This is a genomic window from Microbispora sp. NPDC049633, from assembly GCF_040675265.1.
Classification (GTDB): Bacteria; Actinomycetota; Actinomycetes; order Streptosporangiales; family Streptosporangiaceae; genus Microbispora; species Microbispora maris.
Genome location: NZ_JBFAOO010000030.1, coordinates 15621 through 31554 on the forward strand (window position 1 = coordinate 15621; position 15934 = coordinate 31554).

The 15934-nt window shown below is 73.3% G+C and carries 13 protein-coding genes; 8 read left to right on the top strand and 5 right to left on the bottom strand.

Annotated features, from left to right (window positions below; all coding sequences use genetic code 11):
- Positions 1-29 precede the first annotated feature (29 nt).
- Positions 30-818, top strand: a complete 789-nt coding sequence (locus AB0J39_RS10785; RefSeq protein ID WP_363463185.1) for a helix-turn-helix transcriptional regulator — start codon at positions 30-32, stop codon at positions 816-818.
- Here AB0J39_RS10785 and AB0J39_RS10790 read toward each other — a convergent pair.
- Both AB0J39_RS10790 and AB0J39_RS10795 read right to left on the bottom strand, forming a co-directional pair.
- Positions 815-3745 (bottom strand): hypothetical protein, encoded by a 2931-nt coding sequence (locus AB0J39_RS10790; RefSeq protein ID WP_363463186.1) that lies wholly within the window; start codon positions 3743-3745, stop codon positions 815-817. The two genes, AB0J39_RS10785 and AB0J39_RS10790, sit on opposite strands and share 4 nt — an antisense overlap.
- Before the next feature lie 2 nt (positions 3746-3747).
- A complete protein-coding gene (locus AB0J39_RS10795) occupies positions 3748-4545 on the bottom strand; it encodes a DUF3027 domain-containing protein (RefSeq protein ID WP_169986520.1) in 798 nt (265 codons plus the stop codon).
- Between the two features lie 74 nt (positions 4546-4619).
- Here AB0J39_RS10795 and AB0J39_RS10800 point away from each other — a divergent pair, with 74 nt between their 5' ends.
- Positions 4620-5912 (top strand): MFS transporter, encoded by a 1293-nt coding sequence (locus AB0J39_RS10800; protein ID WP_363463187.1) that lies wholly within the window; start codon positions 4620-4622, stop codon positions 5910-5912.
- Positions 5913-6040: 128 nt separating this feature from the next.
- Here the strand turns inward: AB0J39_RS10800 and AB0J39_RS10805 are convergent, their stop codons facing one another.
- Entirely contained in the window at positions 6041-6439 is a 399-nt protein-coding gene (locus AB0J39_RS10805) for a cold-shock protein (protein ID WP_363463188.1), read from the bottom strand.
- 197 nt (positions 6440-6636) lie between these two features.
- Between AB0J39_RS10805 and AB0J39_RS10810 the strand changes: the two genes are divergently transcribed.
- The 3 genes from AB0J39_RS10810 to AB0J39_RS10820 all read left to right on the top strand — a co-directional run bounded on the left by AB0J39_RS10810 (position 6637) and on the right by AB0J39_RS10820 (position 11367).
- Positions 6637-9021, top strand: coding sequence for a helicase C-terminal domain-containing protein (locus tag AB0J39_RS10810; RefSeq protein WP_363463189.1), 2385 nt, complete (start codon positions 6637-6639; stop codon positions 9019-9021).
- Positions 9022-9068: 47 nt separating this feature from the next.
- Positions 9069-9608: a hypothetical protein gene (locus tag AB0J39_RS10815; RefSeq protein WP_363463190.1), complete on the top strand. Its 540-nt coding sequence runs from the start codon at positions 9069-9071 to the stop codon at positions 9606-9608.
- 103 nt (positions 9609-9711) lie between these two features.
- On the top strand, positions 9712-11367 hold the full coding sequence (locus AB0J39_RS10820; RefSeq protein WP_363463191.1) for a DNA repair helicase XPB: 1656 nt from the start codon (positions 9712-9714) through the stop codon (positions 11365-11367).
- Here the strand turns inward: AB0J39_RS10820 and AB0J39_RS10825 are convergent.
- On the bottom strand, positions 11316-11558 hold the full coding sequence (locus tag AB0J39_RS10825; protein WP_363463216.1) for a CGNR zinc finger domain-containing protein: 243 nt from the start codon (positions 11556-11558) through the stop codon (positions 11316-11318). The genes AB0J39_RS10820 and AB0J39_RS10825 overlap by 52 nt on opposite strands.
- Before the next feature lie 85 nt (positions 11559-11643).
- Between AB0J39_RS10825 and AB0J39_RS10830 the strand changes: the two genes are divergently transcribed.
- On the top strand, positions 11644-12513 hold the full coding sequence (locus AB0J39_RS10830) for a hypothetical protein (protein ID WP_363463192.1): 870 nt from the start codon (positions 11644-11646) through the stop codon (positions 12511-12513).
- A 540-nt stretch (positions 12514-13053) separates the two neighbouring features.
- Here the strand turns inward: AB0J39_RS10830 and AB0J39_RS10835 are convergent.
- Positions 13054-13362 carry a hypothetical protein gene (locus AB0J39_RS10835; protein ID WP_363463193.1) on the bottom strand — a complete coding sequence of 103 codons (309 nt, stop codon included), beginning with the start codon at positions 13360-13362 and terminating at the stop codon, positions 13054-13056.
- A 137-nt stretch (positions 13363-13499) separates the two neighbouring features.
- On the opposite strand from AB0J39_RS10835, the gene AB0J39_RS10840 reads away from it, so the two are divergent.
- On the top strand, positions 13500-15485 hold the full coding sequence (locus AB0J39_RS10840; protein WP_363463194.1) for an AAA family ATPase: 1986 nt from the start codon (positions 13500-13502) through the stop codon (positions 15483-15485).
- Positions 15482-15910 (top strand): GNAT family N-acetyltransferase, encoded by a 429-nt coding sequence (locus AB0J39_RS10845; protein ID WP_363463195.1) that lies wholly within the window; start codon positions 15482-15484, stop codon positions 15908-15910. The genes AB0J39_RS10840 and AB0J39_RS10845 overlap by 4 nt, the downstream gene beginning before the upstream one ends.
- Positions 15911-15934: the final 24 nt, after the last annotated feature.

Sequence of the window (15934 nt, forward strand, 5' to 3'; positions counted from 1 at the left end):
CGGCTCGCCCGGGAGTAGCATCGGCGGCCATGCACACGGTCGGGGAACTGCTGCGGCAATGGCGCCACCATCGGCGGATCAGCCAGCTGGATCTCGCGATCGCCGCCGACGTCTCGGCTCGTCACGTCAGCCTGGTGGAGACGGGCAAGTCCAACCCGAGCGCCGACATGATCGTGCGGCTCGCCGAACAGCTCGACGTGCCCCTGCGCGAGCGCAACCGGTTGTTGCTCGCCGCCGGCTTCGCACCCCGCTACGCCGAACGGCCGCTCGACGGGGACGCGCTGTCCGCGGCCCGGGGTGCGATCGGGAGGGTCCTGCGCGCGCACGAGCCGTATCCCGCGCTGGTCGTCGATCGCGGGTGGAACATCGTGATGACCAACAGCGCCCTCGGCCCGTTCCTCGCACACGTCGCGCCCGATCTGCTGCGGCCGCCGATCAACATGGTGCGGCTCGGGCTGGACCCGCGCGGGCTCGCTCCGCACATCGTCAACCTGGCCGAGGTGCGTGCGCTGCTGCGTACCCGCATCCGGCGTCAGCTCGCCGTCGCTCCCGGCGACGAGCTGGCCGCGCTCTACGAGGAACTGCTGGCGCCCGGACCCGGCCGTGAGGACGCCGGCCCTTCGGTCGAGTCCGAGATCGCGGTTCCGATGATCTTCCGCTTCGGCGGACGGGAACTACGGCTGTTCTCCACCACCACGACGTTCGGCACCCCGACGGACATCACCCTGGACGAGGTCGCGATCGAGTCGTACTACCCGGCGGACGCCGACACCGCCGCGTACTTCACCGCGCCCGGCCCGGTCTCCTACGACGCCTAGATCGAGGCCGTGGGGTCGAGATCGGCCTCGGCGAGCAGCAGGGGGACCCGGGCCGGGTCGCGCAGCAGCGCCGCCACGGCGAGGCGGTCGCCCCACTGGCCGGACGCCCAGGCGAGGCCCCTGGCCAGGCCGTCGACGCCGGTGGCGTGCACCACGCCCTCGAAGAACCGCCACGGCACCGGCCGGCCGTCCACGAGCAGCTCGTCGTGCTCGACGTACGTCGAGGGCGCCCCGGGCAGCAGCGAACGCACCTCGGGCGGCACGGGCTTCTCGGCGCCGGTCGAGGTGACCGCCCCGGCGACCTCCTCCCCGGCGAGCGGCAGGTCGAGCACCTCCGACAGCGCCTCGGCGAGGTCGAACGGCGCGAGCACGAGCGGCCGGTCCTCGACCAGGGGGAGCAGGTCGGGCGCCTCCACCACGACCGGGCCGTCCTCGACGTCCGCGACCGTGACCGTGCCCTTCAGCACCGCGCGTACGGCCTCGGGCGGGCTCACCCGGGCGGGATCGACGGCCGCCAGCGCGATCCACAGGGACCGCAGCTGGGCCCGGTCGACCTCCAGGGACGAGTCGCCCAGCAGGTCGAGCAGCTCCTCCGGGCCGCCGTGCGAGTCGAGCAGCTCGGCGAGGGTGGACCGGACGCCGATCATCTTCAGCGCGTCCGCGTCGATCCCCGCCGGCGCCTCGCCGTACAGGCCGAACAGCAGCGGATCGCCCGCCGGGAGCCGCAGCTCGGTCGGCTTGCGCCCGCCGAGCACCGGGTGCCGCGACAGCCACCAGGCGGTGTACGACGGCACCTCGACGGTCTCCCCCGCCGCGAGCACCCGCATCGGCCGCAGGGCGGCGCGCAGCGGGGGCCGCGACAGCAGCGCGAGCGCGTTCGGCCAGTCCGCGACGTATTCCAGGTCTCGTACGGCGGTGAACTCCCGGACCACCGGCGGCACGTCAAGGTCGGGCAGCAGATCGAGCACGGCCTCCAGCCACTCGTCCTCGCGGTCGAGGTCGTGGTCGCACTCGGCCGGGTCGAGCAACACGTCGGAGTCGTTGACCACGGCGAAGCCGTCGAGCACCCCGGCCGCCGCCAGCACGTGCGGCCCGAACCTGTCCACCAGCTCGGGGGCGGCGACGCCGAACGGCACATCGGGGTCGATCAGACCGGCCAGCGAGCCCTCGGCCAGCAGCAGCTCGCCCGCGGCGTACAGCTCGCCGTCGGCGCCGCGCAGCGCCAGCTCGGCCAGCCACGGCGCCTCCCCCGCGGTCAGGCCCGCCGCGTCGACCAGCGCCAGCACGGCCTGGGCCACCGGCTCGGGGTCGGCGTTGTTCAGCGACTCGGACACGGCCGCGTGGGTGAGCGGGTCCTCCAGCACCGTACGCGGGGTCGCCTCGGCCGCGCCCAGCCGCAGCAGCAGCGGGTGGGCGGCGTCGGGGTGGACGATCCGCAGCCCGAGCGGCGCCAGCAGGGAGGGGTCCACGGAGCTTTCCGCGGTGAGCACGAGCGTGCCGCGCGGGCCGCGCACCAGGCGGCCGTCGGCCAGCGGCACGGCGATCGCGCCGACCGCCTCCAGGTCGTCGGCGGGCAGCACCTCGTAGACCGACCGCCACCAGGACGGGTCCTTGTCCTCCACGGCCTCGCCGGACAGCATGTCCACGACGTCGGCCAGGTCGACCCGGCGCACCCCGAGCGTGGTCAGGGCCGGGTGCCGGGAGGCCCAGCCGGCGGGCAGCAGCCCGGGGACGACGCCGGCGATCAGCGCCAGGAACTCGGCCGATCCCTCGACCGCCCGTGCCTGGCCGCCCGGCACGATTCCGTCGGAGATCGACGGCAGCAGCGGCGTGTCCGGCAGCGACTTGACGATCTCCCGCCGGATCGCGGCGTCGAGCGCGCCCTTGCCCATCAGGCCGGGCACGAGGTCGAGCAGGTCCGGGGTCGCCGGGAGCTCCCGCAGCAACCGGACGTACGCCTCGGCGGCCCGGGCGACGAGGAAGTCGGTGAGCGGCCCGGGGGCGACGTGCCGCCGGTCGGTGGTCATCGGGAAGGACGCGATCAGCAGCGCGGACAGGTCGAGCGGCTCGTCGCTCGGCGTCGGCGCGTGCACCACCTTGGGAACGTCGCTCCGGCGGCCGGCGGGGACGGCCCAGCGGACCTCCCAGTAGGGCCGGGCCCGCTCCTCGGTCGGGCGGTCGGCGAACAGCTCGGCCACCTGCTCGGGAGTGAACGTCCCGGACTCGGCGACGACGTGCCAGCCGTCGGCCGAGATCGCGCGGGTCCGCCCGTCCACCTCGATCTCGACGGTCTCCAGCGCCGGCATCGACAGCGGCAGCGCGGGCCCCGCCTCCTCCAGCATGCGCCGTACGGCCTGCTCGGCGGCCTGGTCGCGCAGCGGGAGCCGGACGACCGTGTCGTAGCCCTGGGGGACGTCCAGGGAGTCGTCGGAGAACGGCAGCCGCAGCAGCGGCACGTGCCCCTCACGGCCCTCCAGCTCGGCGGCCAGCTCCGGCCGGGCGGCGACCAGCGCGGCGGTCTCCGCACGCGACCAGCGGACGCCGCCGGTGGCGCGGGAGGCGATCGAGGGCGTGTCGCTCACCGACACGACGGCGGCGAAGCCGACGCCGAAGCGTCCGGCCGCCCCCGCCTCGTCCTTCTTGCCGGAGACGCGCAGGGTGCTCAGGCCCTCCACCCCGGTCTCGTCGAGCGGGGCGCCGACGTTGGCGGCCAGCAGCACGCCGTCGGCGAGCGTCAGCCGCAGCCGGCCCGGCACGCCGGCCCGCAGCGCGGCGTCGGCGGCGTTCTGGGCGAGCTCCACGACCAGCCGGTCGCGGTAACCGCCCAGGGCGAAGTCCTCCTCGGCGTTGGCGTCCTCCCGGAAGCGGGCGGGCGAGGCCGTCCAGGCCGCGAGAACGGTGTCACGCAGGCGCGCGGTGTCGAACATGATCAGGCGTGACCCAGAGGTTCGGAGTCGGCCTCGTCGACGGAGCCCGACTCGATGATGTCGTATCCCATGTCGTCCAGGATCGGGGGCGCCGGGTCCATGACCATCGAGGGCACGGTGGTCGCCTCGGAGTGCGCCCCGCAGCCGTGGTCGGCGGACACCACGCGGCCGTCGTCCGGCGCGTACTCGTTGGCGCAGACCCCGAAGCCGAGGCCCAGCGCTCCGGCGAGCTGCCAGTAGAAGCCGCAGGTGGAGCATTGCGCCGGGGCGGCGTGCGCGATCGGGGTGTGCGGACCGGCCTCACCGGCCCGCCAGCGCCGGGCGGCGAGGTCCCGGCCGATCGCCGACAGGACGCGGGCGCGCCCCAGGCCCAGCTCGAAGACCATCTGCTTGTCGATGTCCTCGTCGTCCGAGGCGAACCCGGGCACGAGCCGGTCGTCGTCGGCCTCGACCGGCAGCAGGTCGCCCACGCCGAGATCCCCCGGGCGCAGCCGTTCGTTCCACGGCACCCAGCGGGGAGCGAGCAGCGCACCCGAGCCGGGCAGCAGCACGGTCTCGCTCACGGTCACGATTCGGGCGCGGGAGGCCCGGGTGACGGTGACCGCCCAGCGCCAGCCGCGGTAGGCGCGGTCGAGGCACTCGAAGTAGTGGGTGACGAGCCGGTCACCCTCGCTGTCGAAGCCCAGGTGCTCTCCCACCTCTCCCGGACGCGCGATGTCCTCCGCGGCCCGGCGGGCGAGGTCGACCGCCGCGGCACAGGCCTGGTCGACTGGAGTGCTACGGATTCGGGTACGACTCACACTCCATTTTCACCCACGCCGCGAGCGGACCGCACCGGCTGGATGGGTAAATCATGGAAGGACCCTCGGTGCCTATGGTGAAGATTTGGGCGAACGTCACGCGTGTCGTAAGGGCACCGGCGCGGGCGGCGCGCCGGCTCACGCACGCCCAGGGAGCCGGCCGGACCGGTCTCGGCCGCCTGATCGAGTTGACGGCCGCGCACTCGGCCGGGGACGCGCTGGTCACGGTGGCCCTCGCCGGGGCGCTGTTGTTCGGGCTGCCGGTCGGCCAGGCCCGCGGCCAGGTCGCGGCGTACCTGCTGATCACCATGCTGCCGTTCGCGGTCGTGGCGCCCTTCGTCGGGCCGGTGCTCGACCGGCTCCGCTCGGGCCGCCGCTACATCATGGCCGGCACCCTGCTGGCGCGGGGGCTGCTGTGCTGGGGGATGGCCGGGGCCGTCCACACCTCCGACGCCGTCACGCTGTTCCCTTCGGCGCTCGCCGTACTGGTCCTGTCGAAGGCGTACAACGTGTCCCGCGCGGCGATCATGCCGAGCGTGCTGCCCGCCGACATCCCGCTGGTGACCGCCAACGCCAGGGTCGCGTTGTTCGCGCTGGTCTCGGCCGGCGTGGGCGCGGGCCTGGCGACCGGCCTGTCCGCCGTCGCCGGGCCCGACTGGGTGCTGCGCGGCGCCGTGCCGCTGTTCCTGCTGTCCGGAGTGTTCGCCGTACGGCTGCCGCGGCACGTGGACGCGCCCGACCTGGAGGAGGACGAGCCGCGCCCCCGATGGCGCACCGTGCTCAACCTGGGCCCGGTGGTGGGCGAGGCCATGGGCGCCAACGCCGCGATCCGGGTGCAGTCGGGATTCCTCGTGTTCTTCCTGCTGTTCCTCGTCCAGGACGGCCACCTGCGCGGCGTGGACCCGAAGGTCGCGCTGGCGTTGCTGGCGGGCGCCGCGGGCGCGGGCGGCCTGGCCGGGGCCGCCGCCGGCTCCTGGTCGCGCTCCCGGTCCCCGCACCTGACCGTCATGGCCACGCTCGCGCTGGCCACGGTGTCCACGGTCGCGGCGGCGTTCTTCTTCACGGTGTGGACCGCCGCCGTCGTCGCCCTCGTGGGCGCGTTCGCCCAGGGCCTCGGCAAGCTCGCGTTCGACGCCATCGTGCAACGCGAGGTCGGCGAGGAGGTGCGCTCCTCGGCGTTCGGCGTCGCCGAGACGCTGCTCCAGATCGCCTGGGTGCTGGGCGGCCTGCTGGGCCTGGTGATGTCGCTGTTCGTGGCCGGTCCCGCCGGGCTCGGCGTGATGTCCGCGGCTCTCGCGCTCTCCTTCGGCCGCCTCGTCATGCTCCGCCGCCGCAGGCTCGCCGCCCGCGCCGCCCCGGCGACCTGAACGTGCCGGGATCCCGCCGCTCTGTGCCTTCGATCGGAGGGCCTTCGATCGGAGGGCCTTCGATCGAAGGGCCTTCCGTCTCGGAGGGCCGGGCGGCGGGACGGACGCCTTCTAAGCGCCTACGCCTTCTACGCGTCGAGGTCGTCGGCGACGGCCCGGAGCACGGTCGCGATCTTCTTGGCGTGCGCCGCGTCCGGGTGCTTGCCCCGCTGGTAGGAGTTCGAGATGTCGTCGAGCAGCTTGATGAGGTCCTCGACGATCACGACCATCTCGTCGGGCTTCTTGCGCTTCACCTTGCCCTTGACGGTCTTGGCCAGCGTCGGGGGCTGGTCGATCACCCGCACCGAGAGCGCCTGCTGGCCGCGGCGGCTCTCTGCGACACCGAACTCGACCTTCTGCCCGGGCTTGAGCGCCTCGACGCCCTTGGGCAGGGCGGAGGAATGCACGAAGACCTCACCGCCGTCGTCGCGGGTGAGGAAGCCGAAACCCTTGTCGGCGTCGTACCACTTGACCTTGCCACTCGGCACAGGGGTGACCTCGTTCAGACTGTCGTGAAGGTGACTGTAGGTAGGTTATGCCCAGAGACAGGCCTCGTGGACCCACTCGGAGGCCAATGAAGCATCCCGTGACGACATTCTTGTGGATCTTTCCGGCGAGTGCGCGAAACCCCTGCCGTACGGGCGCTCCGGCGGCCGGATGAAGGTCGAGCCCTACCATGGAGAGAATGACGGGCACGGACTTCAGCGAGTGGCTGCGCGGCCGTTCCGACGAGCGACTGCGGGCGCTCGTGGCGGCGCGGCCCGAACTCGTGACACCCGTCCCGGCGCACATCGACGGTCTCGCCGCCCGGGCCTGCAGCCCTTCGGCGATCGGCCGGGCGCTCGACCGTCTCGACCGGTTCACACTCTCCGTGCTGGAGACGCTGGCCCTGCGGCCCGGTCCCGCCGACCGTGAGACGTTGCTGACCCTGCTCGGCCGCGCCGTGCCCGACGGGCCCGACGGACCCGGCGCCGAGGTCCTCGGGCCCGCCCTCGACGCCGCGCTCGACCTGCTGACCACGCGCGCCCTGATCTACGGGCCCGAGGACGCGCTGCTGCCCGCGCCGGGGGTGGCCGACGCGCTCGAACCCCCGGCCGCTCTGGGGCCGCCGGTCGCCGAGGTCTTCCGCCATCACCCGCCGGAACGGCTCGACGTGCTGCTGCGGGACATCGACCCGGCGTACGAGGGCGGCGGCGGGCACACCGACGGCGGACGGCCCGCCAGGGAGCGTCTCGCGGCGCTGCTCGCCGACCCCGCGACGGTCGGCCGCCTCGTCGGCGAGGTCTCCCCGCAGGCGAGGGCCGCCCTGGACGAACTGGTGTGGGGCCCGGCGAGCGGACGGCTGCCGAACGCGCGCCGCGACGTGGACACGGCGGGCGCGCAGTCGCCCATCGAGCAGTTGCTGGCCCGCGGCCTGCTGGGCGCCACCGGGGAGGAGACGGTCGCGCTCCCCCGGGAGGTAGCCCTCGTGCTGCGCGACGGCCGGGTGCACCGCGACCTGTCCCCCGGCCCGCCGGCCCTGGAGGGGCCCGTACGCGACCAGGATCTGGCCGACCGCACGGCCGCCGGGCAGGCGTTCACGTTCGTGCGCACGGTCGAAGAGCTGTGCGAGGTGTGGAGCGTGGACCCGCCGGGGGTGCTGCGCGCGGGCGGCCTCGCCGTACGGGACCTGAGGCGGACGGCGCAGCTGCTCGACCTGCCGGAATGGGCGGCGGGCCTGGTCGTCGAGGTCGCGCACGCGGCCGGGCTGGTCGCCGCGGGCGAGGGGGAATGGCTGCCCACCGGCGGTTACGACGCCTGGCGGATCAAGGCCACCGAGGACCGGTGGGCCGTGCTCGCCGGCGCGTGGGCCGCGATGGAACGCGCCCCCGGGCTGATCGGCGAGCGCGACGACCGCGACCGCCCGCTGAACGCCCTCCACCCGGACCTGCGCAGGCCGGGGGCCGCCCAGATGCGGGCACGCACGCTCGCCGTGCTGGAGTCAGCGCCGCCAGGCCTCGCTCCGACGCCCGAGTCGGTGCTGGCCCGGCTCGCCTGGGAGCAGCCCCGCCGCCGTCCCGCGCTGCGCGACCGGCTCGTACGGTTCGCCCTGCGCGAGGCCGAGCACATCGGCGTGACCGGTCTCGGCGCGCCGTCCTCACACGGCCGCTCGGTCGCGCGCGGAGACGGCCGCGCGGCGGGCCTGCTCGCGCCGCTGCTGCCGCGGCCGGTCGACCACGTGCTGCTGCAGGCCGACCTGACGGCCGTGGCGCCGGGCCCGCTCACCACCGATCTCGGCCGCCGGCTCGCGCTCACGGCCGACGTGGAGAGCAAGGGCGGGGCGACGGTGTACCGCTTCTCCGAGCAGTCGATCCGCCGGGCGCTCGACGCGGGGCACTCGGCCGGCGACCTGCTCGCCATGCTGGAGCGCCACTCGGCCACCCCGGTCCCCCAGCCGCTGGCCTACCTGGTGACGGACGTCGCCCGCCGCCACGGCCGCATCCGCGTCGGCGCGGCGTCGGCCTACATCCGGTGCGACGACCCGGCCCTGCTCGACGAGGTGCTCGCCGACAAACGGGCCCACCTGCTACGGCTGCGGCGGCTCGCGCCGACCGTGCTGGCGTCCAAGACGTCCCGGGCCGCGCTGGTCGACTCGCTGCGGGCGATGGGTTACGCGCCGGTGGCCGAGTCGCTGGAGGGCGACGTGGTCGTCGCGCGGGCCGACGCCCGGCGGACCGAGGGGCAGCTCGCCGCCCGCGTGACCGCCACCGCCGCGCCCGATCCCGAGACGCTGACCGCCGCCGTGCGCGCGATGCGGGCGGGAGACTCACGCCGGCGGCCGGTCGAGGCGCCCGAGGGCCAGGTGCCCCGCTCCCCCGCGACCGCCACGATCAGCGCGCTCCAGGAGGCCATCCGGCAGGGGTCGCGGGTGTGGATCGGCTACCTCGACTCGCAGGGGCACGCAACCAGCCGCATCCTCGAGCCGGCCCGGATGGAGGGCGGCTACCTCACCGCGTACGACGAGACCCGGGCGACGGTCCACCGCTTCGCCCTGCACCGGATAACGGGCATCGCCGAGATCGGGCGATGACTGATTCGTGGTAAATCTTGGGGTCCGCTGTAGTAAAGGATTTCAGGGTGACGACTCCAGAGCAGCCGGGGCAGGGACCCCAGGATTGGCAGACGCCGTCCAATCCCTATGGACCGCCGTCCGGCTCCAGCCCCTACGGACAGCAGCCGCACGGTCAGTACGGCACGCCGCCTGGCCCCGACCCGAACCAGCAGTACGGCCAGTACGGCCAGCAGGGACAGTACGGGCAACAGGGTCAGTACGGCCAGCAAGGGCAGTACGGGCAGCCGGGGCCGAACCCCTACCAGCAGCAGCCGTACGGCTACTACCCGCCCGGCGGCTACCCGCCGCGGCCGGAGGGCCCGCGCACGCACGCGATCGTGGCCCTCGTCGTCAGCATCGTGCTGTCGTTGAGCTGCTACGTGACCCTCGGCGGCATCGCCGGCGCCATTCTGTCGGGAATCGCGCTCAGCAAGGTGGACACCGCGCCGGACCAGGCGCGCGGACTGCTGAAGTGGACGTGGATCGCCATCGGCATCAACGTCGTCCTGCTCATCCTGGCGATCGGAGGGCTCTTCTACGCCGGGATCAACGGCTACCTCGACTGACCGCGCCCAGACGTCGCCCATACATACGGCATCGGCGAGACCGGGACTGATTCGGCCCGGCCTCGTGTTTGATATGCGGTAGCCGTACAAGGGGGAGCAGGCATTGAGTGACGGGCCGCTGATCGTTCAGTCGGACAAGACGCTGCTGCTGGAGGTCGACCACCCCAGGGCGGACGAGTGCCGCAAGGCCATCGCGCCGTTCGCCGAGCTGGAACGCGCGCCCGAGCACGTCCACACCTACCGCGTCACCCCGCTCGCGCTGTGGAACGCCCGCGCCGCCGGGCACGACGCCGAGCAGGTGGTCGACGCGCTGATCGGCTTCAGCCGCTACCCCGTGCCGCACGCGCTGCTCGTGGACGTCGCGGAGACCATGGCGCGGTACGGCAGGCTGCGGCTGGAGAAGCACCCCATCCACGGCCTGGTGCTCACCAGCACCGACCGCGCCGTGCTGGAGGAGGTGCTGCGCTCCAAGAAGATCCAGCCGCTGGTCGGGGACCGCTTCGGCGCCGACGTGGTGGCCGTGCACCCCTCCGAGCGCGGCAACATCAAGCAGACGCTGCTCAAGCTCGGCTGGCCGGCCGAGGACCTCGCGGGGTACGTCGACGGCGAGCACCACCCCATCGACCTGCGCGAGGACGGCTGGACGCTGCGCCCCTACCAGAAGGAGGCGGCCGACGCCTTCTGGCACGGCGGCTCCGGCGTCGTGGTGCTGCCGTGCGGCGCGGGCAAGACGATCGTGGGCGCGGCGGCGATGGCGCACGCGCGGGCGACCACGCTGATCCTGGTCACCAACACGGTCTCGGCGCACCAGTGGAAGCAGGAGCTGCTCAGGCGCACCTCGCTGACCGAGGACGAGATCGGCGAGTACACCGGCACCAAGAAGGAGATCCGCCCGGTCACGATCGCCACCTACCAGGTCATGACCACCCGGCGGCAGGGCACGTACCGCCACCTGGAGCTGTTCGACGCCCGCGACTGGGGGTTGGTCGTCTACGACGAGGTCCACCTGCTGCCGGCGCCGATCTTCCGGATGACCGCCGACCTGCAGGCGCGGCGGCGCATCGGCCTTACCGCCACGCTCGTGCGCGAGGACGGCCGGGAGGGCGACGTCTTCTCGCTCATCGGCCCCAAGCGGTACGACGCGCCCTGGAAGGAGATGGAGAACCAGGGCTACATCGCCCCCGCCGAGTGTGTCGAGGTGCGGGTGACGCTCAGCGACGACGAGCGGCTGGCCTACGCCATGGCCGAGAGCGACGAGCGCTACCGGTTCTGCTCGACCACGCCCGCCAAGACGAGGGTGACCGAGGCGCTGGTGCGGCGGCACGCGGACGAGCAGGTGCTGGTCATCGGGCAGTACATCGACCAGCTCGACGAGCTGGGCGAGCACCTGAACGCGCCCGTCATCAAGGGCGAGACCAAGGTCAAGGAGCGCGAGCGGCTGTTCCAGGCGTTCCGCGACAAGGAGATCCGGGTGCTGGTGGTCTCCAAGGTCGCCAACTTCTCCATCGACCTGCCCGAGGCGGCCGTGGCGATCCAGGTCTCCGGCACGTTCGGCTCACGCCAGGAGGAGGCCCAGCGCCTCGGCCGAGTGCTCCGTCCCAAGGCGGACGGCGGCGGCGCGCGGTTCTACTCCGTGGTCAGCCGCGACACGGTCGACCAGGAGTTCGCCGCGCACCGGCAGCGGTTCCTGGCCGAGCAGGGGTACGCCTACCACATCATCGACGCCGACGACGTGGGCGAGGAGGACCCGGCGAGGTGACCTCCCGGGTCACGTACGGCGCCGCGCCCGGTAGGCGCTGGCCTTGGCGGGTTCTGGCAGGACAGATCGCAGAAGCGGCGCGAGGCGTCGCGCGTGGTGTCGTAGAAGACCGGGGAGCACGTCGTGGCCTGGCACGCGCCGAGCCGCGCCCCCTGACCGACCCCGACGACCATGGCCGGCGCCGTGCCCATGTCGGCGGACCAGGCGTCCACGAGCGTCGCGCCGGCCGGCCTGAAAGGCCAGCCGGAGCTTTATCTAGACAGTGAGGTTTGAGGGATGTCCGCACGCCTGGCCCGCACCATGTGGCACCAGATCGAGCCGGTCCACGCCACGCTCTACTACAGCCCGCAGGCCTTCGAGGAGGCCGCCGCACTCGGCTACGACGTCTCGACGCGCTGGCCGAGCTACTTCGCCTGGCGCACCGCGCCGCTCGGCGCGGCGGGACCGGCGCTGGTGGCCGCCACCTACTACAGCTTCAGCCCGGACATGATCGCCGAACTCGTGCCGGGCGTCTGGGCGACCGCGTCGCCTCGGCAGGTGCTCGACGCGCGGCTGCGCGCGATGGACCGGACGCTGCGCGGTCTACTCGGCGACCGGATCGACGAGGGCGTGAAGGAGGCGGCCGAGCTGGCCATCCGGGCGGCGGAGAGCGCGGACGTCGCTCACCGGCCGCTCGCCGCGGCCAATCTCGACCTTCCCTGGCCGGAGGAACCGCACCTCGCGCTGTGGCAGGCCTACACGGTGCTGCGCGAGCACCGCGGCGACGGGCACCTGACGGCCCTGCACGCCGCCGGCCTCGACGCCTGTGAGGCCCTGGTCTCCTTCGCCGCCGTGGGCGCGGCCCCGGCGGAGAACTTCGCCGGCCGCGGCTGGACCGACGAGGAGTGGGCCGCCGCACGCGAGCGGCTGGCCGTACGCGGCCTGGTGGACGGCGAGGGGAGGGCCACTCCGGCGGGGCGCGCGCTGCGCGACCAGGTGGAGCGCATGACCGACGAACTGGCCGCGGGCCCGTGGCGAACGCTCGGTGACGCGGGCGCCGAGCGGCTGGCCGCGCTCAACCTGCCACTGCTCGGGGCGGTGTTCGAGTCGGGCCTGCTGCCCGCCGTCACCACACTCGGCATCGGCAAGATCCAGGCCCCGGTGTGAGTTCCGGGGTGTGAGTTCCGGCCGGCGGACGCTCGCCCGCGCGGCCGACCTGGAGCGCGCCGCTCCGGGCGTGAGGACGAGCCGTACGCGGCGTCCTCCACGGGCCGCCGGGGACGCCTGACCAGCCCGCACGCCGCGTCACGATCTCCGGGCGCCCTCCCGCGGACGCTCACCCGTACGGCGATGGCGACCCTAAATCCAGGAAATACCCTTGGGCGTTGTCACCACGTCACCCCCTCGCGCCTTACCCTCACATGATGCAGTCGTGATGGCCGCAATACCCAGCAGACGAGGCGAATCACGCAATATACGCATTTTTCGTCTTACTCCTGGTTCGTCGTTATCCCTTGCCTCACCCTGCCGGCGAGCGTCCAAGGCTCACACAACAGGGCATTTCACGACAAATCACCCCACTACCGCATGACGCTGCCCGGCGAGCCGAGGAGAGGACGATCCCCTCGGCCGCCGGGAAGTCTCCGACCGGTCACCCGGACGCGGTCACCGGACCGCGATCACCGAGGCACGGTCACCGGGCCGCGGTCACTGCGCGGCCAGGCCGCCGACGAACAGCACCACCAGCGCGACGACCCATGCCACCACGGCGGCGCCGTACAGGGACTCGCGCCGGCCGAGCCAGGCGGCCCCTGTGGCGCACGCCGCGACCACCGCGACCACAACGGACAGCGCGATCACCGAGGCGATCCGGTCCGCACAGTCCGGCGAGGGCCCCAGGCTCGTCACGCAGAAGGCCTGCCTGCTCCAGCCGCCGAAGACCGCGAACCCCCACAGCGTGGCGAGCAGCAGGCTCGCCGCCGCCTGGATCGCCGGAGGAACCACGGTGCGCGTCACCCGGGTACAGATACCCGCCCCGGGAAACGGTGACACGCGCGAGAAATACTGTTTCGGCGTCGCGGGGTCCGTCGCTAAGCTCTTGTGTTTCCCGCTTCCACCAGTCCTGTCCTCGTCATGTCCGGAGGAGTTTCCGCATGCCCGGAAATGTGCTCGAAGACGAGCGCGCCCATCTGGCGGCCTCCCGTGCCGCGCTCCGCGCGATGCGTGAGCACGCGCAGTCGCTGTCGGCGGACGCCGCCGGCGACTGGGTGTCGCAACAGGTCCTGCAGGGCCTGCTCGACCAGAGAGTGGCCGCCCTGGCCGACCATCCCGACGCGCCGCTGTTCTTCGGCCGGCTGGACCGCGCGCCCGGCGACGACCTGCCCGGCACGGTCTACGTCGGACGCCGGCACGTCCACGACGAGAGCAGCCGGCCCCTCGTCATCGACTGGCGCGCCCCGATCTCGCGCGCCTTCTACCAGGCGAGCCCCGCGGACCCGATGGGCGTCCGGCTGCGCCGCAGGTTCGGCTACCAGGGCGGCGACCTCACGGCGTACGAGGACGAGCCGCTCGACGGCAGGACGCTCGGGCAGAGCCGACTGCTGACGGAGGAGATCGAGCGGCCCCGCACCGGCCCCATGCGGGACATCGTCGCGACGATCCAGCCCGACCAGGACGAGATCGTCCGCGCGGACCTCGGCGTGACCGTCTGCGTGCAGGGCGCGCCGGGAACCGGCAAGACGGCCGTGGGCCTGCACCGCGCGGCCTACCTGCTGTTCACGCACCGCGAGAAGCTGTCGCGCTCGGGCGTGACGATCGTCGGGCCCAACCGGGCCTTCCTCGCCTACATCTCCTCGGTGCTGCCCGCGCTCGGCGAGGTGAAGGTCGACCAGACGACGGTGGCCGGCGTCCTGGGCGACCACGCCCATCCGGAGGACCCCGCGGCGGCGGCCGTGAAGGGCGACGCACGCATGGCCGAGGTGGTGAAGCGGGCCCTGTGGCTGCACGTCACCAAGCCGGTCGAAGGGGTGCTTTTCACCAAGGGCATCAACCGCTATCGGGTGCCCGATCACGAGGTCCGCGAGATCGTCGCCTCCCTGCGCGGCACGACGAGGTACGGCCCGGGCCGCGCCACCCTGGCCCAGCGGCTCGCCCACGCCGTGCTCGTGCAGATGGAACGGCGTGGCGAGTCGCCCGACGACCGGGTGCAGGACGCGGTGGCGCGTTCGAAGCCGGTCAAGGCCATACTGGACGCCGCCTGGCCGAAGCTCACCCCCGAGCAGGTGCTGTTCCGGTTGCTGTCGGACCCCGAGTTCCTCGCCAGATCGGCCCGGTCGGATCTGTCGCCCGAGGAACAGCAGCTCATCCTGTGGCGCAAGCCGTACAAGTCTCATCGGTCGGCCAAGTGGACGGCCGCCGACGCGGCCCTGCTCGACGAGCTCGGCGACCTGATCGAGCGCACGCCGTCCCAGGGGCATCTCGTGGTCGACGAGGCGCAGGACCTGTCGGCGATGCAGTTGCGCGCGCTCGGACGCCGCTGCCGCACCGGCTCGGCGACCGTGCTGGGCGACCTCGCGCAGGGCACCACGCCCTGGTCGGCACGCTCCTGGAAGACCGTGCTCGACCACCTCGGCCAGCCGTCGGGTGAGGTCACCGAGCTCACGCTCGGCTTCCGCGTGCCCCGCGAGATCCTCGACTTCGCGGCGCGGCTGCTGCCCTCCGTCGCGCCGGAGCTGGCCCCGCCGCGCTCGCTGCGTCCCGGCACGGGCTCCCTGTCCGTACGCCGCGAGGCCGACGTCGCCGCCGCCCTTCCCGGGGCCGTACGGCAGGCTCTGACGCAGGAGGGGTCGATCGGCGTCATCGCCGCCGACGCGGACGTACCGGGCCTCACGGCGGCGCTGGACGCCGCGCACCTCCCGCACGCGGTGCTCGGCCCCGACTCGACGGGCGACGACCGGCTGCTGCTGGTGCCGGCGACGCTCGCCAAGGGTCTGGAGTACGACCATGTGATCGTCACCGAGCCCGCCGCCATCGCCGAGGCGGAGGAGCGCGGTCGCGCCCGTCTCTACGTGGTCCTCACCCGGGCCGTGACGTCACTGACCATCCTGCACAGCCGCGACCTGCCCGAGGAGCTCCGATGAGCGCGCCCGACGTACGAGTCCGCGACGGCGTCCTGGAGGACGTCGAGGCCGTCCTGCGGTTCTGGCGGGAGGCCGCGGAGAACACCGACAGGCACGACGACGCCGCCAAGGTCGTGGCCCTGATCGAGCGCGATCCCGAGGCGCTGCTCATCGCCGAGATCGACGGCCGCGTGATCGGCACGCTCATCGCCGGGTGGGACGGCTGGCGCGCCCACCTCTACCGGCTCGCCGTGGACCCCGCCCACCGCCGCATGGGCATCGGATCGCTGCTGATCCGGGCCGCCGAGGAGCGGTTCCGGAAGTTCGGCGCGTTCCGTGCCGACGCGATGGTCCTGCACGACAACACCCTGGCGCACCACGCCTGGACGTCGGCGGGATACGCGATGCAGACCGACTGCGCCCGCTGGGTCAGGCGCCTCACCTGAACCTGAGGCGCACAACGGGAAAGG